General features: G+C 72.7%; 12 protein-coding genes. 7 read left to right on the top strand and 5 right to left on the bottom strand.

Translation table 11 applies throughout. From position 1 onward, the window contains the following. Nucleotides 1-14 precede the first annotated feature (14 nt). On the top strand, nucleotides 15-3,482 hold the full coding sequence (locus tag MXD61_RS24465) for a patatin-like protein (protein ID WP_248815763.1): 3,468 nt from the start codon (nucleotides 15-17) through the stop codon (nucleotides 3,480-3,482). Here the strand turns inward: MXD61_RS24465 and MXD61_RS24460 are convergent. Further along, nucleotides 3,460-4,230, bottom strand: coding sequence for a hypothetical protein (locus MXD61_RS24460; protein ID WP_248815762.1), 771 nt, complete (start codon nucleotides 4,228-4,230; stop codon nucleotides 3,460-3,462). The two genes, MXD61_RS24465 and MXD61_RS24460, sit on opposite strands and share 23 nt — an antisense overlap. Nucleotides 4,231-4,473: 243 nt before the next feature. Continuing rightward, a complete protein-coding gene (locus MXD61_RS24455) occupies nucleotides 4,474-5,070 on the bottom strand; it encodes a nitroreductase family protein (RefSeq protein ID WP_163549990.1) in 597 nt (198 codons plus the stop codon). 186 nt (nucleotides 5,071-5,256) lie between these two features. On the opposite strand from MXD61_RS24455, the gene MXD61_RS24450 reads away from it, so the two are divergent. The 3 genes from MXD61_RS24450 to MXD61_RS24440 all read left to right on the top strand — a co-directional run bounded on the left by MXD61_RS24450 (nucleotide 5,257) and on the right by MXD61_RS24440 (nucleotide 9,459). Further along, nucleotides 5,257-5,727, top strand: coding sequence for a MarR family winged helix-turn-helix transcriptional regulator (locus MXD61_RS24450; RefSeq protein ID WP_248815761.1), 471 nt, complete (start codon nucleotides 5,257-5,259; stop codon nucleotides 5,725-5,727). Between the two features lie 115 nt (nucleotides 5,728-5,842). Beyond that, nucleotides 5,843-6,109, top strand: a complete 267-nt coding sequence (locus MXD61_RS24445; RefSeq protein ID WP_248815760.1) for a hypothetical protein — start codon at nucleotides 5,843-5,845, stop codon at nucleotides 6,107-6,109. A gap of 116 nt (nucleotides 6,110-6,225) precedes the next feature. Beyond that, the gene (locus MXD61_RS24440) at nucleotides 6,226-9,459 is read left to right on the top strand and encodes an AAA family ATPase (RefSeq protein ID WP_248815759.1); all 3,234 of its coding nucleotides are present in this window, start codon (nucleotides 6,226-6,228) and stop codon (nucleotides 9,457-9,459) included. Between the two features lie 291 nt (nucleotides 9,460-9,750). Here MXD61_RS24440 and MXD61_RS24435 read toward each other — a convergent pair whose 3' ends face one another. Beyond that, on the bottom strand, nucleotides 9,751-10,086 hold the full coding sequence (locus tag MXD61_RS24435; RefSeq protein ID WP_163550547.1) for a hypothetical protein: 336 nt from the start codon (nucleotides 10,084-10,086) through the stop codon (nucleotides 9,751-9,753). Between the two features lie 296 nt (nucleotides 10,087-10,382). On the opposite strand from MXD61_RS24435, the gene MXD61_RS24430 reads away from it, so the two are divergent. After that, nucleotides 10,383-10,808 carry a hypothetical protein gene (locus MXD61_RS24430; RefSeq protein ID WP_248815758.1) on the top strand — a complete coding sequence of 142 codons (426 nt, stop codon included), beginning with the start codon at nucleotides 10,383-10,385 and terminating at the stop codon, nucleotides 10,806-10,808. 57 nt (nucleotides 10,809-10,865) lie between these two features. On the opposite strand, the gene MXD61_RS24425 is transcribed toward MXD61_RS24430, so the two are convergent. Together MXD61_RS24425 and pgi are read right to left on the bottom strand one after the other, a co-directional pair. Then, the gene (locus tag MXD61_RS24425) at nucleotides 10,866-11,204 is read right to left on the bottom strand and encodes an STAS domain-containing protein (RefSeq protein WP_163550548.1); all 339 of its coding nucleotides are present in this window, start codon (nucleotides 11,202-11,204) and stop codon (nucleotides 10,866-10,868) included. 186 nt (nucleotides 11,205-11,390) lie between these two features. Continuing rightward, nucleotides 11,391-13,055: a glucose-6-phosphate isomerase gene (gene pgi / locus MXD61_RS24420; protein ID WP_248815757.1), complete on the bottom strand. Its 1,665-nt coding sequence runs from the start codon at nucleotides 13,053-13,055 to the stop codon at nucleotides 11,391-11,393. A gap of 318 nt (nucleotides 13,056-13,373) precedes the next feature. On the opposite strand from pgi, the gene MXD61_RS24415 reads away from it, so the two are divergent. Continuing rightward, the gene (locus MXD61_RS24415; RefSeq protein WP_248815756.1) at nucleotides 13,374-16,028 is read left to right on the top strand and encodes a serine/threonine-protein kinase; all 2,655 of its coding nucleotides are present in this window, start codon (nucleotides 13,374-13,376) and stop codon (nucleotides 16,026-16,028) included. A 10-nt stretch (nucleotides 16,029-16,038) separates the two neighbouring features. Further along, the coding region (locus MXD61_RS24410) for a protein kinase (RefSeq protein WP_374629502.1) at nucleotides 16,039-16,565 on the top strand (527 nt) is incomplete at its 3' end.

Below are 16,565 nucleotides of genomic sequence, written 5' to 3'. Positions count from 1 at the left end.
CTACCCTTGCCACCATGAGTGACCCTGCCGCCCAGCCCCGTCCCCCGGCAGCGGGCGGGACGGTGGACGGCGCGGGCGCCGGGACGGCCCAGGACGTGCGCCTCGCCGTCGTGATGACCGGCGGCGCGAGCCTCGCCGTGTGGATGGGCGGTGTCGCCGCCGAGATCAACCTGGCCACCGGCGACCCCGGCCGGCACCGGGACGCGGACCGGCCCGACGGCGGTGGCGTCGATCCGGTGGACGCGGCGCTGGCCGCGCGATACGCCCGGCTGAAGGCGATCCTCGACGTGACGTTGGACGTCGACGTGCTGGCCGGGGCGTCCGCGGGTGGCATCAACGCGGCGATGCTGGGCTTCGCGCGCGCCCATGGCGCCCGGCTGGCGCCGCTGCGTGAACTGTGGCTGTCCCTCGGCTCGCTGGACACGCTCATGCGCACACCGCGGGACCGCGAGTTCCCGTCGCTGCTGCGCGGCGACGAGGTCGTCCTGCCCGCCCTGCGTACCGGCCTGCGGGCCGTCGCCGCGACCGGCCACGCAGCGGCCTCGACCCGTGCGGACGCGCTGGGGCGGGCGACGGCGCTGTTCATCACCACGACGATCATGCGCGGTGAGCTCGCCGAACACACCGACTCCCTCGGTGGCACGATCTTCGACGTCGACTACCGCGGCCTGTTCGTCTTCGGCACGCCGGACCTCACCGACCCCGGCGCGATCCCCCGGCTGGCGCTCGCCGCCCGGGCCAGTTCCGCCTTCCCCGGAGCCTTCGAGCCCGTCTACGTCCCGGTCGGACGCACCCTTGACCACCCGGACCACCCGGACCACCCGGACCACCCGGACCACCCGGACCACCCGGACCACCCGCAGGATTCGCACGGTGTCGACCCCGATGATGATCGTCCTGATATGGGGCGTTATGTCAACAGCGCTCGTGGGTTCCACGCGTCCGACGGGGGGATTCTCGTCAACCGGCCGATCGGGCCGGCCCTGGCGGCGATCTTCGATCGTCCCGCGCACCGGCAGGTCCGCCGGGTGGTGACCTACATCGTGCCGTCCCCGCGCCCCACCGACGTGGCGCCGGACGGGACCCGCACCATCCCGGTCTGGGACGACCCGCGGGCCACCCCGCCGGTCAGCGTCACCCTGCTGGGGGCGTTGGACGCGGCCCTCAACCAGTCGATCGGCACGGACCTGGCCGAACTGCGCGCGCACAACGACGCGGTCCGCGGTACCCGGGCCACCCGTCGGCGACTGCTACGACTCGCGTCGGCGGGCGGCCGGCGGCTCGCCGACGACGATCTCTACGACGCCTACCGGCGCGGGGTGGCCGAGCGGATCGGCACACCCGTGGTCGAGGCGTTGCTGCGGGTGCTCGCCGACCAGGCGGACCAGCCCCGGCCGGCCGACGCGGACGCCGTCCGCACCGACACCGCCGCCCGCACCGGGCTCGCCAACGCCGCCCGCGCCGCGGTGTTCACGACCCTGCCGGAGCACCTACCCGGCCCGGACACCCTCGGTGAGCTGGGCAGACTCGGCCAACCGGCGTTGGACGGCGTCAAGGGCATCCTGCTGTCAATGATCAACGAGGGCTATGTCCTGTGCCCGTCCCGGCCCGAGCGCATCCGGCTCGCCCGACTCGCCACCGCGATCCACACCGCCACCCTTCCCCACACGGCACCGGACGGCGAGGCCGGTGGTCCGGGGCGGCTCTACACGTCCTCGCCTCGGCCCGGGGTGTTCACGACGGTTCGCACCACCCTGGCGGCGATGCCCTCGGCGACGTCGGGCGCGGTCGTCGCCGAGGCGACCCGGCGGTGGCTGGCCATCGATCCGGTCGGGGTGGCCGGGACAGGGCGATCGGCCGCGGCCTGGCTGGCGCTGGCCGAGGTGATCGAGGCGGTCCGGGCCGAGTTCGCCGACCTCGTGCCCCGCTGGACCCCGACCGACCAGCCGCCGACCGGCATCGAGATCCGACCGGCCGGCCTGACCGTCGGTCAGCGCCGAGCCCTGGCCGCCCGTACCCTCGCGGATTTCGTCGCCTATCTGCCCACCACCCGACCCGAAGCCGTGATCGCGCTGCTTGACCTGCACCTGGTCGAGCAGGAGACCCGCGGCGCCGTCCTCGACCAGCCGGTCGAGCTCGTCCAGATCAGCGCCGACCTGCCCACCGCGCTCGATCCGAGCCGTCGCTGGGCCGAGGACAAGCTCACCGGCCTGCGCCTGGGCAACTTCGCCGCGTTCGCCAAGTCGTCCTGGCGGGCGAACGACTGGATGTGGGGCCGGCTCGACGGCGCCGGCTGGCTGGTCCGTGTCCTGCTCGACCCGCGCCGACTCATCCTGCTGCGCGACCTCGCCCTGCGCACCCCACCCCCGGGCACCACCTCGGACGGCCCCCCACCCGACGGCGCTCCGGGCGATGGCGCTCCGGGCGATGGCGCTCCGGGCGACGGCGCTCCGGGCGACGGAACCGAACCGGACGGGACGGTGTCGCCGGTCGGGGCTGCGACCAGATGGCTGGCCGAACTGATCGACGCGCTCGCCGACGTGGCCGGGTCGCCGGCACCCGCGGAGGTCCGGGCCGAACTCGCCGTGCTCGCCGACCTGACCGCACCGGTTCCGGCCGGCCTCGCGGCGACCTCACTGTGGGTCGCCGGCGGTTTCCAACGCGACATCGCGGCCCGGGAACTCGTCGGTCTGGCCGAAGCGGTCCGCCACGACATCGCGGGTGGGGTGCACGCCCGGCCGACCACGGAGTTCCTCGCCGGTGTCGACGCCGCCCTGGTCAGCGCCGGCCCGCCGACGGCAGCAGCTGCCGTCGCCGCGCCGGCGGGCCAGGTGCTGCCGGGTTCGGCGGTGGAGGGGGTGCTGCGGGCCTGCGCGGTGTCCGACGAGCGCATCACCGACTCGGCGCAGGGATCGATCCTGGCCACCGACCTGGCGCGGATCGTCGCGGTGATGACGTCGTGGCTGGCGGCGGCCCGGTTTTTGCCGCGGCCGATGTGGCCGGTGGCGTTTCTGCTGCGCACCGCGGCCCGGATCGGCTACGAACTGGTTCGCGACATCACGCACCGGCGTCGACGGGTGGTGATCGCCTTCGGGCTGCTGCTGGTGGTGGTCGGCGTCGTGGCCGCACTGGTCGGCTCCGGGCTGGTGGGAGGGCTCGGTGTCGTGGCGGCGCTGGTGGGGCTGGTGATCGTCGGCGTTCCCGGCTGGCGGCGGCTACCGGGGGGTCTGGCGGTGGCCGCGGCGGGGGCGCTGGTGCTCGTCGCCGCGGCGGGGGCGATCCCCGTCCTGCATGACCGGCTGTTCGACTGGTTGGGCGACGACGCCGTGCCCTACCTCGCCGACCATCCGTGGGCCTGGGCGCTGCTGTTCCTCGCCCTGGTGGCGCCGGGCGGCTGGTCGCTCGGCGAGGCGGTGCTCGCGCGCCGCGCTCGGCACCGGGCGCGGCGGCAGCGTCAGCTCAGGAGACGTCCGACCAGCTGAGCGATCCGGTCGGGTCCTGGAGGCAGGTCAGCGGACGGCCGGACGCATCGGGCACGATCCGACCGACATCGGCCTGCTCACAGATGTTGCCCTGGCGTGGCCGGGTCGGGGTGGAGCTCGGCGCCTCGGTGGACCACCGCCCGCCGGCACCGGAGGACTCATCCGGTGCGCAGTAGAGCGCCAGACCGTTGATCGCCGCGGCAGGCCCGGTGTTGCGCCGCGGGTTGCAGGCCTCCCCGAGGAACACCGCCGAGGGCAGCGGAACGGGTGCGGCCGGCCCGCTCGACGTCGCCGCGCCCGGCTCGACCGCGCCGGACGACCCCCCGCCACCCGCGGCCGGCAAGCCACCGGCAGCGGACGGTGACGCCCCGCCACCTGCCGGCGCATCCGGGGCGGCGCTGGCCTGGGGCGTGGCCGGACCCGGCGAACCATCAACTCCGCTGGTTCTGGTTCCACCGGCCCCGGCCCCGGCCCCGGCACCCTGGGTGCCGCTGGCGCCGTCCGGGGCGGTACTGATGGTTGCGCCCGCCTGGCCGGAGCCATCGGCGGCCGATGTTCCCGGGCCGGTGGGATCGGGCGTGGGCCCTGCCGGCCCCGGTGAGACGCCCGCACCCGCGGCCGCTCGGGAGCCGGCCGCCGCCTCGTCCACCGAGGACGCCCCGTCCGAACATCCGACCAGCGCGACGAAGAGCAACCCGGTCGTCACGACTGTGACGGCCAGGCGGGCGCGTGCCTGCACAGCGCACACGGCGAACCTCCCGTCGCAGGTCGGGAGTGGACTCCTACCCCGGATCGGGACGGGCTGACCCGGTCCTGCGATTCAGCTTAGGTACCGTCGCGGTCATCTCGGGCAGCTTCGGCCGAACCGGGCCATCGCGCTCACCCGCCGCCGTCGCGCCGTCGCGCCTGGCTCGCCCGGCTCGTCACCACGCCGCCCGGATGGCCGCCCGGGCTTCCGGGCGTCCGGGCGTCCGGGCGTCCGGTGAGACCGTCAGGCGGCCGATTCGGTAACGGGTTTGAGGGCGCCATCGGCGGCCATCTCCAGGGCGACCTCCTCGAGCGGGACGGCGGCCCGCGGCGCGACCGGCACGTTCGGCGCCTGGGTGCCGAGCTCGACCCAGCCGAGGAGTTCCTCACCGGCGCGCAGGCCGAAGGCCGCCCGCACCGGTGCGCTGTCCAGCAGCGGAACCGACTTCCAGGCGGAGGCGACCCCGACCGCGTGGGCGGCCAGGCAGATGTTCTGGGCGGCCGCGGCGGCCGAGGCGTCCTGCTCGGCGACGGGCACCCGGGCCTCTACCCGGGCGGCGATGACCGCGATCAGCGCCGGTGAGCGGGTGGCCTTGCCGGCGGCCTTGCGCACGATCGGTTCTGGCAGGCCACCGACGGCCTCGGCGGCGGTGGTGATCGCGGCGGCCAGCGCCGTGCGAGCCTCGCCGCGCACGACGACGAACCGCCACGGCCGCAGCATCTTGTGGTCGGGGGCGGTGGTGGCCGCGCGCAGGATGGCGGTGAGCTGGTCGGTGCTCGGCCCGGGTTCGACGAGCCGGGTCGCGGTCCGACGCGTCAACAGGCAGTCGAGTGCGTCCACGTGAACTCCTTCTCCGAGGGCTTCGGTGCTGACAGGCTTTGGTGCTGATGGGCGGGCTTCGGGGCTGGTGGGCGGGCTTCGGATGTGGGCGGCCCCTGTCGCCCCGATTTTAGTGAGGCTACCTCATGATGAGGATGGATACCCTAAGATATCCTTACCGTCACCATAACTGAGGAGGCCGCGCGGATGCCGCCACCGGACACCGGCGACGAGGTCGTGGATCTCGTACTGGCCGCCGGCCATCGTGTCCGCACCGCCGTCGACGAGGCGCTACGGGCTGGCGTTGGCCTCACCCTGCGCCGATTCAAGATCCTCACCCTGCTCGCGGAGACGGGGCCCTGCCGACTGCGCGATCTCGCCGACGCCGTGCGGGTCGCCCCGCGCACGATGACCGCCACGGTGGACGAGCTCGAATCGGCCGGTCTGATCGAGCGCCGAGCCCATCCGCACGACCGGCGCGCGGTGCTGGTGGCCCTTACGTCCGCAGGCCGGCTGACCCTCGACGAGGGTCGGCGACACCGCAGCGAGACTGTGACGGGAATCACCCGCCATCTGGACGCGGCGCAACGTGCCCAGCTCGCGGAGTTGCTGACCTCGCTCGTCAGCAGCACCGCGCCAGCCCGCATACCGGGAGCGGCGAATGACGGGCTACCGTAGGTGATGTCCCGTTCGGACCATCCGCCGGGAGGTTCCCGTCACCCCCGTCGTCCGGATCGAACGCCTGGCCAAGCGATACGGGTCTCACCATGCGGTCCGCGAGATCAGTTTTACCGTGCGCGAGGGAACCGTCACGGGCTTTCTGGGTCCGAACGGCTCCGGTAAGACGTCGAGTGTCGCCCTGCTCACCCTGATCGGCGCGGGGGCGTTCGAGCTGGCGTTCGACGGCGCGCGTTTCCACGGTCCGGCGACCGCGGTGCTCGGGGTGCTGGCCTGGCCGACATCCGAGCTGGAGGGCACCTCACTGGTCGCCGCGGTCGGCTGGGGCGGGCTGGCCCTGGGCGGTGCGCTGCTGGCGGTGCGACGGGACCTCGCGACATGATCGGCGGCACGCGCCCCAGCAGAGCCCCCGGCGCGATGTGGGACGGATCACCTCTGACGCGTCGAGCCGACGCATCAGCCACCGCGTCGGAGCTGGATCGGCCTACGATCCCGCACATGGTCCCGTGCCCGACCTGTGCGGAGGAGAACCCGGAGCGGGCGCGCTTCTGCTCCGAGTGTGGCAACCCCCTACCCAGCGCCGGCAGCGGCACGCGCAAAACCGTCACCATCATGTTCGTCGACATCGCCCGATCCACCGACATGGGCGAGAAGATCGACTCGGAGCCGCTGCAGCAGGTGATGTGGCAGTTCTTCACCACCGTCCGGGAGGTCATCTACAACCACGGCGGCTCGGTGGAGAAGTTCATCGGGGACGCGGTGTTCGCCGTGTTCGGCATCCCCGTCCTGCACGAGGACGACGCGCTGCGCGCCGTGCGTTCGGCGCTGGACATCCGCTCGGCCATGGAGGCGCTCAACGCCGACCTGCAGCAGCGCTGGGGCCTGCGGCTGCGGGTGCGGATCGGGATCAACACCGGGGAGGTGACCGTCGCCGGCGGGGGCGTCACCGGCGACGCGGTCAACGTCGCGTCCAGGCTCGAAAGCGCCTCCCCGCCCGACGAGATCCTCATCGGCAACTCGACCTACCGGTTCATCCGGCACAGCGTGACCGTCACCGCCCTCGACCCGCTGGTCGTCCAGGGCAAACGGGAGCCGTTGCAGGTCCACCGGCTGACCGGCCTGGTCGACCCGACCGCCGGCCCCGGCAGCCGCGCCCCGCTGCTCGGCTTCACCGCCCCCGTCATCGGCCGCAACCGGGAACGTCGCCGGTTGCAGGACGCCTTCGAGGCGGTGGTGGAGGAACGCACCTGCCATCTGTTCACCGTTTTCGGCTCGGCCGGCATCGGCAAGTCGCGGATGGTCGGCGAGTTCTGCGCGTCGCTGGCGCCGCGGGCCACCGTGCTCACCGGGCGTTGCCTGTCCTACGGCGAGGGCATCGCCTACTGGCCGCTGATGGAGATGGTGCGCCAGGCCACCGGCCTGTCCGCGGACGAAAGCCCACCGGACGGCCGGCGCCGGCTACGTGAGCTGCTCGACGGCGTCGGCCAGGCCGCCGAGATCGTCGAGGCGCTCGCCCCGCTGGTCGGCCTCGGCGGTGCCGAACTCGGCCCGCAGGAGAGCTTCTGGGCGGCCCGGTCGTTCTTCCAGGCGCTGGCGGCCCGCCGTCCACTGGTGTTGTGGTTCGACGACGTGCACTGGGCCGAGCCGGCCCTGCTCGATCTGATCGAGAACATCGCCGACTGGTCCCGGGACGCCCCGATCATGCTGCTCTGCCTGACCCGCCAGGAGCTGCTCGAGGATCGCCACGGCTGGGGCGGCGGCAAGTTCAACACCACGTCGATGCTGCTCGCGCCGCTGACCGAGGCCCGCTGCCAGCGGCTGATCCGCAGCCTCATGGGTTCGGACGACCTCGACCCGGCGCTGGTCAACCGGATCACCATGTCGGCGGCGGGCAACCCGCTGTTCGTCGAACAGATGGTCGCCGCCCTCGTCGACGACGGGCTGCTGCGCCGTGAGGGCAGCCGTTGGATCGCCACCGGCAGTCTGCGTAACGTCACCGTGCCGCCGACGATCTCCTCTCTGCTCGCCGCCCGCCTCGACCGGCTCGACCCCGCCGAACGCCGGGTGCTGGAGCGGGCCGCGGTCGCCGGTGAACGGTTCTACCTGGACGCCGTCATCGACCTGTCCGACCCCGGTGAACGTCCGATGGTCGCCACGCACTGCCTGAGCCTGGTCCGCAAGGAACTCGTCCACCCCGATCGTTCCGACCTGCCCGGGGTGGAGGCGTACCGGTTCCTGCATGTGCTGCTGCGCGACTGCGCCTACGAGTCGACGTCCAAGCGTCGGCGGGCCGAGCTGCACCAGCAGTTCGCGCAGTGGTTGCAGGCCCGGCTCGTCGGCGGGCCCGGCGAGCATGACGAGCTGGTCGGCTACCACCTGGAGCAGGCCTACCGGTTCCGGGTGGAGATCGGCCTGCGCGGGCCGGAGACCACCGAGCTCGGCCGTTCGGCCGCGACCTGCCTGATCGAGGCCGCCGACCGGGTCCGCCAGGGCGATGAGACCAGCGCCGCCCAGCTGCTCAAGCGGGCGATCACCCTGCTGCCCGAGATCGATCCGCTGCGGTTGCGCGCCGAGATCGACATCGGCTGGGCGCTGTTCTCCTTCAGCCGCCACTCCGACGCCGAACGCATCCTGCGGCAGGTCAGCGAGCGGGCCCGCCGGGCCGGTGAGGACGGGCTACGCGCCCACGCCCGGCTCGCCCACCTGCGGGTGCTGTTCGCCACCGACCCCGAGGGCCTGGTCGCCACCACCCTGTCGGAGGCGGCCTCGTCGCTGGCGATGTTCGTCCGTTCCGGTGACGACGTCGGCGCGGCGCTGGCCTGCCGCGGTCAGGCCAGCGCCTACTTCGCCGCCGGTCAGTTCGCCGCCGCCGAGCAGGCGATGGAGAACGCGGTCCGGCACGCCGAGGAGTCCGGGGTGCCGCGGGCCGCGCAGTCGCTGCGCCGCGAACTCGCCCTGCTGGCCAGCCTCGGCCCGCGTCCGGTCGCCGCCAGCCGGGCCCACGCGACCCTCGCCCTCGACGCCGCCGGCGACGACCGTGCCCTGCGCCGGGCCCTGCTCGCCCAGCTCGCCGTGCTCGCCGCGATGGCCGGTGAACTCGAGGACGCCCGCATCCACCTCAAGGCGGCCGAGGAGATCGTCCACGACCTGCGTGGTCCCCGGGTCGACCCGCATCACGGCGGTTTCGTCGCCGCCCGGGTCGCCCTGCTCGCCGACGACCTGACCGTCGCCGAACGCGAACTGCGCCGCAGCTGCCGCGCCCTGTCGCAGCTCGGTGAACGCGCCATGTTCGCCAACCGGGCCGCCGCGCTCGCCGATGTGCTCGTCCGCCTCGGCCGGGTGGACGAGGCCGGCAAGTACGTCACGCGTTGCCGGGACGCCGCCGCCGCCGACCAGCTGCCCGCCCAGGCCGGCTGGTGCGGTGTGCACGCCCGGCTGCTGTCGCTGCGCGCCCGGCACGCCGAGGCGCTGCGCTTCGCCGACACCGCCGTCGACCTCGCCGCCCGCACCGATGACCTCGACGGCCAGGCGCACGCGCTGCTGTCCCGGGCCGAGGTGCTCTACCGGGCCGGACGCGAGGACGACGCCGCCGAAAGCATGGAACAGGGCATCAACCGCTATCTGACCCGCGGCAACGTGGCCGCCGCCAACCTCGGTCGCCGCCTGTTCGACACCCTTGACCAGCCCCCGGTCGTCCCCCCGCCCCCCGACGCCCCCACCAGCACCGCCTGACCCGCGGCCGGCTTCCCCTTCCCGCACGACCATCCGCCGTCCATCGTTGTCACACAGCGCGATGGCGGCGTTGTGCCCGATACATCCCGACTCAATGTCGGGGACGTCGATCTTCGTGCTCCTTCTCCTGGGTCGCTGGCGAATTTTCGTTCGCTTCGTCCCGGCAGAGGGAGTCATCGCGAAGGCGGCGCCGCACGTCGAAGAACCAGATTGGGAAATGCGCCGATCCTGGGATCGACGAATACGTCACTCAGCGTCAAAGATGACACGCTGGTAATCGGGCCATCGCATTCAGCGGACGTGATGGTCCGGCGCGCCGCGCAGGCGGGCCTGCTCATGCAGCCAGTGCAGCTCCTGGGCCCACAGGCGTAGCCGGCCGACGGCGCCCAGCAGCAGCGCGAGCGACTCGGCGACCTGGGGACGGCGCAGGCCCTCGACCCCACCGGGGGCCCACTGCCAGTCGGCCTCATCCTCACAGGCGCGCCAGTAGGCCGCACGCCGCAGCGCGATCTCGGCCAGGGCGTAGTCCACCTGTTCGGTGAGCAGTCGGATACGCGCGAGCAGATCCGCATTGGCTACGTGCGGATGGCCGCGGTAAGCGGGCAACGGTACAGGCCGCACAGACATGGTCTCCGAAGCGTACGAGCGAACCGTCGCCGGGAACAGCGGCGGGGATGTCCATAAAGGTGACGCTTTGCTCGGCCGGGTGGTGGCCCTGCCTGACCCGGATAGCCTCGTGAATCCGGCCACGACCGGTGATCGCCACTCTCGGTGCACCACGTCCACCGAGACTGACACTGACGGCGACAACCCGGTCCGGGTGAGAAACCGTGACGGAGGTGAGTCACTGCCCCGACGGGGAAGGCATACCTCGGCGCTGGCCGCGCCGTCCCGCATCCGTACGTCGGCCTGGGGGTTGCACCGTGAGTCTCACTCCACCCGTTCTGCTGCTCGCGCTCGCGTTTCCGCTGGTGGTGATGGCAGCCATGTTGACGATGAGCGGAATCGAGCGCCGGCTGGTCAACCCCCGGCCCGCCGCTGCCCGACCCGGCGAGACATCGGCGGCCGTGGGATCGTCGCGGTCCGCGGACGGGTCGACGTCCACCGGGGACACGCCGGCGGTCGGCGGCGCAGGTCCGGATCGATCCGCCCGGCCGGCGCTCGCGGGGCCCTTTCACCTCGACGCCGCACCGACGACTCCTCCGCGTCGCCCGCGACCGGCCGTGGCCGCCCCGGCGCTGGCCCTCCCCAGCATGGCCGGCGCCGCGATGACCGGACCGACCGTGACGGCCGCCAGCGCCGCGATGACCGGGCCTACCCCCATGGGATCACCCGCGCTTCCCCGCTGACCCGGCCTCCACGGGCCCCGGCGACCGGCGCTGGCCCCAGGATCCGCGCGAAACCGGCTAGTGGCGGCCGGGTTCGCCGACGCGTAGCCGTCCGTCCAGGCCGGTGTCGTGGAGCAGGGCGCGCATCGCCGGGGTCGCGGAGCTGATGCGCAGCTCCGAATGGACGCGGCGCAGCAACAGGTCGGCGCGCAGCAGGGCGGCAAGGCCAGGGATGTCGATGGCGTTCAGGCCCGCGACGTCGACGGTCACCGTCCCGCCGCCGCGGCCGAGCAGCTCACCGATCTGCTCGCGGAACCGCAGGCGGCCGGCGGTGTCCAGCTGACCGGCGAGTTCGATGCGGACGTCCTCGCCGAACCGTTGCACGGACATGCTCAGAGCCCCGGCATCGACCCGCATCCTGGCGCCCCCCGTAACCATCACCATGCGTAGCCGAACACCCCCGGCCGCTTACGGAGAGTAACATAACGAGGGCTGGGGGTGCGGCGGCGCCCTGTCGGGACTGGCGGGCCGGCATGGGTGGGTCGCCGGCCCGACCAGGCCCGGGGTCAGGGGTCAGGGGTCAGCGGTCGAGGGGCGTGGCGGTCAGTGCTTGCGCAGGCGTCGGATGAGGGTGTTGGTGGAGCTGTCGTGGGACAGGGGGGTTTCGGTGGGGGAGGTCAGCTCGGGCACGATGCGTCCGGCGAGAACCTTGCCGAGTTCGACGCCCCACTGGTCGAAGCTGTTGATGCCCCAGATCGCGCCCTGGGTGAAGACCTTGTGCTCGTAGAGGGCGATCAGCTGTCCCAGGGTGAACGGGGTCAGCTCGTCGGCGAGCAGGGTGTTGGTCGGGCGGTTGCCGGGGAAGGTGCGGTGCGGCACCAGCCAGTCCGCGACGCCCTCAGCGGCGACCGCCTCGGCGGACTTGCCGAAGGCGAGGGCCTCGGTCTGGGCGAGGAAGTTGGCCATGAGCAGGGCGTGCTGGTCCGCGCCGTCGGCGGCGCCGACACCGGGATGGGCCGGGGTGACGAAACCGATGAAGTCGGCCGGGACGACGGACGTGCCTTGGTGCAGCAGCTGGTAGTACGCATGCTGACCGTTCGTTCCCGGGGTGCCCCAGACGATCGGTCCGGTCCGGGCGCGCACCGGCCGTCCGGCGAGGGTGACCTGCTTGCCGTTGCTCTCCATGTCGAGTTGCTGCAGGTAGGCGGCGAACCGGTCCAGGTACTGGCTGTAGGGCAGTACGGCGTGCGTGTCGTAGCCGAGGAAATCGCGGTACCACAGGCCGATCAGACCGAGCAGCACCGGCAGGTTCCGTTCGAACGGCGCGGTGCGGAAATGGGCGTCCATCGCGGCGAACCCGTCAAGGAACGACCGGAAACCGGCGGGGCCGATCGAGAGCATCAGGGACAGGCCGATCGCCGAACCGACCGAGTACCGTCCACCCACCCAGTCCCAGAACTCGAACATGTTCGCCGTGTCGATGCCGAACTCGGCGACCTTCTCGGTGTTGGTTGACACCGCAACGAAATGCCGGGAAACCGCGTCGTCGCCGAGCTTTTCGACCAGCCAGGCGCGGGCGGCGCGGGCGTTCGCGATCGTTTCCAGGGTGGTGAACGTCTTGGAGGCGACGATGAACAGCGTCGTCGCCGGGTCGAGATCGGCGGTCGCCTCCCAGATGTCGGTCGGGTCGACATTGCTGACGAAACGGCACCGGATCGAACGGTCGGAGTGGTCGCGCAGCGCCCCGAAGGCCATCGCGGGGCCGAGATCCGAACCGCCGATCCCGATGTTGACCACGGTCGTGATCCGCTCGCCGGTCGCGCCACGCCACTGCCCGCCACGGACCCGGTCGGCGAACTCCCCCATCCGGTCGAGCACGTGGTGCACCTGGGGCACCACGTTCACGCCGTCCACCTCGATGTGGGCGTCCCGTGGGGCACGCAGCGCGATGTGCAGCACCGGCCGGTTCTCGGTGATGTTGATGCGCTCGCCGGTGAACATGGCGTTGATCCGCTCGGGCAGGCCCGCGCGGTGCGCCAGTGCGATCAGCAGCTCGAGTGTGCGTTCGGTCAGCAGGTTCTTGGAGTAGTCGAGATAGAGCCCGTCCACCTCCGCCGTGAACGCCTCTCCACGTCCCGGGTTCGCGTCGAACAGCGCCCGCAGCGTCGCATCCGACACCTCGTCGTGATGCTTCGCGAGGGCCACCCATTCCGTACTCGCCGTGATGTCCGGCTGGCCACCCTGGCCGGTGGGCTCACTTGTCGCCATGACGTGGAACACCCTTCCTCACAGGTTCATCACGTGCCGCCATACCCACCACAGCAGGCCATCTCGACGGTGGCGAGCCGCGCGGTGCGTGGCGGTGCCGACACTCGCCGGCCACCGTCAGCATGCCCATGTCGCCGATCCGACGCGGCGGGGCGTCCCGGGGCACCCGCCGAAATGGGAAGGTCGAGGTCGTAGGATCGCCGTGAAACCGGCGAACGTGTCATTGCAGGCCAGGGCCGCGAGAGCGACGAGGTGCGGCCGGGTCAGGGACGGCGGTGCGGTGGCGTGCCCGACCTCGTTAGCGGATGGATCTGAACCTTGCTGATTGACAGATCACTGGTGGAGGCGGCGCTTCCGGGTTACTCGGTAGAGGGTGACCTCGGCCGAGGGGGCTATGGCCTGGTACTCGCCGGGCAGCACCGGCTCATCGGGCGCAAGGTCGCCATCAAGATCCTGCTGGACACCTCGGACGACCCCGACCTGCGCGCCCGCTTCCTGTCCGAGGCCCGGGTACTGGCCGAACTCGACCATCCGCACATCGTGCGCATCCATGACTACGTCGAGCATGACGGCACCTGCTTACTCGTCATGGAGCTGCTCTCGGGCGGCACGCTCAAGCAGCGGATCGCCGCCGGCCCGCTGTCCCCGGAGACGACCTGCTCGATCGGCATCGCCGCCGCGGCGGCGCTGGCCAACGCGCACGGCCACGGTGTCCTGCACCGGGACGTCAAACCAGACAACATCATGTTCGCCGGGGACGGGCTGCTCAAGGTCACCGACTTCGGGATCGCCAAGATCTTCGATGGTGCGGAGACGACGGCGAGCGCCATCCTGGGCACACCTCGCTACATGGCGCCCGAGCAGATCGTGGGCGCCCGACTGTTCCCGTCGACGGACCTGTACGCGCTCGCCGGGGTGCTCTACGAGATGATCGCCGGCCGGCCGCTGTTCGGCCGGCAGATGGCCGTGCAGCCGCTCACCCATCATCATCTGACCGTCATGCCCGAGCCGCTGACCAGCGTGCCACCACCGATCTCGGCGGTGATCATGCGGGCGCTGGCGAAGGACCCGAACGTCCGCTTCGGGGACGCGTCCGAGTTCGCCCTCGAACTCGGACGGGCCGGCGCGCGTGCCTTCGGCCCGAACTGGCTGTCGCGTTCCGAGATCAAGGTCCGGGTGGACGACGAGATCCGCGAGGCGGCGCTCGGCGGATCGACGACGCCACGACCGGCCACCCCCGGGCCAGGACCCGGGCCACGGCCGGGACCGGTGGGGCCGGGACCGGTGGGGCCGGGGTATCCCGGTGCCGGCCCGACGCCGGGATACCCCGGCGGCCCGGGTGGGCCCGGTGGCGGGTCCGCGGGTCCGGGCGGGCTGTCATCCGGCCGTCCGCCGCGGAACCCGTACACCCCGGCGGCGTCCGGACCAGGCGGGATGGGCGGTCCGGGCCCGGCCGGACCGGGAGTGGGACGCCCCGGCGGCTATCCACCGGCGGGCTTCGGCGGACATCCCGCGGGACCGCCCGGTGCCGAGGACGGCCGGTTCACCCAGGCACCGACGACCCGCGCGGGCGGGCCAGGCCAGGCCAGCGGCTGGGGCGGCTTCCCGCCCGGGAACACCCCACCGCCGCACACCCCACCCTCGCGGACACCACCGCCCCAGCCGCTCGGCGGCAGCGGCCCCGGTCCGGGGCCCAACGCGCCGTACCGGCCGCAGGGTCCCGGTCCGGGTCTCGGTGGACGGGCCCCCGTCGGGCCGGGTCCCGGTGGGCAGGGTCCCGGTGGGCAGGGTCCCGGTGGCGCGCACGGGTCGCACCGGCCGGGGTCCAGAACCGGCGGGCAGCGTTCGAAGACGCCGTGGATCCTCGCGGCGGGAGCGTCCGTCCTGGTGGTCGCCGCCATCATCGGCGTCGTGCTGGCGGTGGCGAACTCCGGGGGCAAGGACGACACCGTGTCCCCGACCGTTCGTACCGCCTCGGCCTACCGGGGCACGGCGCTGAACGTGCAGGGCCTGAGCCCGTACAGCCTGTACCTCGACCAGGACGGCTCGCTGCTGGTTTCCAGCCTCGCGACCGACCGCATCCAGCGGATCACACCGGCCGGCGTGAGCAGCGACATCGCCGGCACCGGTTCCGGTGGCTACAGCGGCGATGGCGGCCCCGCGACGTCCGCCCAGGTGGACGGCCCGGGTTCGACCATCCGCGACAAGGCCGGCAACCTCTACATCGGGGACGCGAAGAACAACCGCATCCGCCGGATCGACCCGTCCGGCGTGATCACCACTGTCGCCGGGACCGGTACCGCCGGCTACAGCGGGGACGGCGGCCCAGCCACCGCCGCCCAGCTCAACAGCGCCGAGAAGGTCGCCATCGGCCCTGACGGCAGCCTCTACCTCTCCGACTACGAGAACCACCGCATCCGCAAGGTGGACCCGGCCGGCATCATCACGACCTACGTCGGCACCGGCACCGCCGGGTACACCGGCGCCGGTGGACCGGCCACCGCGGCGCGCGTCGACGGCCCCAACGACCTCGTCGTGGCGTCCGACGGCACGCTGTACTTCGCCGACCTCGGCAGCAGCACCATCCAGCGGGTCACCCCGAACGGGATCATCACCACGATCGCGGGCACCGGCGAGAAGGGCTACTCGGGTGACGGCGGGCCGGCCACCGCCGCCAAGCTGAACGTGCCGTCGGTGTCGCTCGGAACCGACGGGAAGACGTTCTACCTGGCCGACTACAACAACAACCGGGTCCGTCGGATCGACCCGAACGGGATCATCACCACCATCGCCGGCACCGGTACCAAGGGCCTTTCCGGGGACGGCGGGCCGGCCACCGCCGCCCAGTTCGAGAACCCGAGCTCGGTCGTGGTGGACGGCGAGGGCGGGATCTTCGTCTCCGACAACGGCAACGACCGGGTCCGCCGGATCGACCCGAACGGCACGATCACGACGATCGCCCAGACCGGCTGATCCCGCGACCATGGCCAGACATCAGCTCGACCTGGACCGGATCGCGGCGGGGCTGCCCGGTTACGAACTCGGTGACGAACTCGGCCGGGGCGGTTTCGGTGTCGTCGTCGCCGCCCGCCACCGGTTGATCGACCGTCCGGTGGCGGTGAAGGTGCTGACCACCGCCGACCTCGACCCCGCCGGTGGCAGCGGTGGTCATGGCAGTGGCAGCGGCAGCGGTGGTCACGGCGGTGGCGGACGTGACCTGCGGGCCCGGTTCCTCGACGAGGCACGGGTGCTGGCCGGGCTGGACCATCCCCACGTGGTGCGGATCTACGACTATGTCGAGACCGACGGCCTGTGCCTGCTGGTGATGGAGCAGCTCACCGGTGGCAGCCTGCGCGGCCGGGCGCTGTCCGGTCCGGGGGCGGCCCCCCCGCTACGCCGCGCGGCCCCCGGCGCGGGTGGGCCGGGGGCGGCGTCCCGCCCCGGCGGGCGGCCCCCGGGTGGGGGGGGGGCCCGCCCACCGCTCGGCTCTGTGCCCACCGCCACCAGCCC

It is taken from the genome of Frankia sp. AgPm24, assembly GCF_023243055.1.
Lineage (GTDB): Bacteria > Actinomycetota > Actinomycetes > Frankiales > Frankiaceae > Frankia > Frankia umida.
Note: the sequence above shows the minus strand (reverse complement) of the source record. Positions and strands in the feature narration are given on the sequence as shown.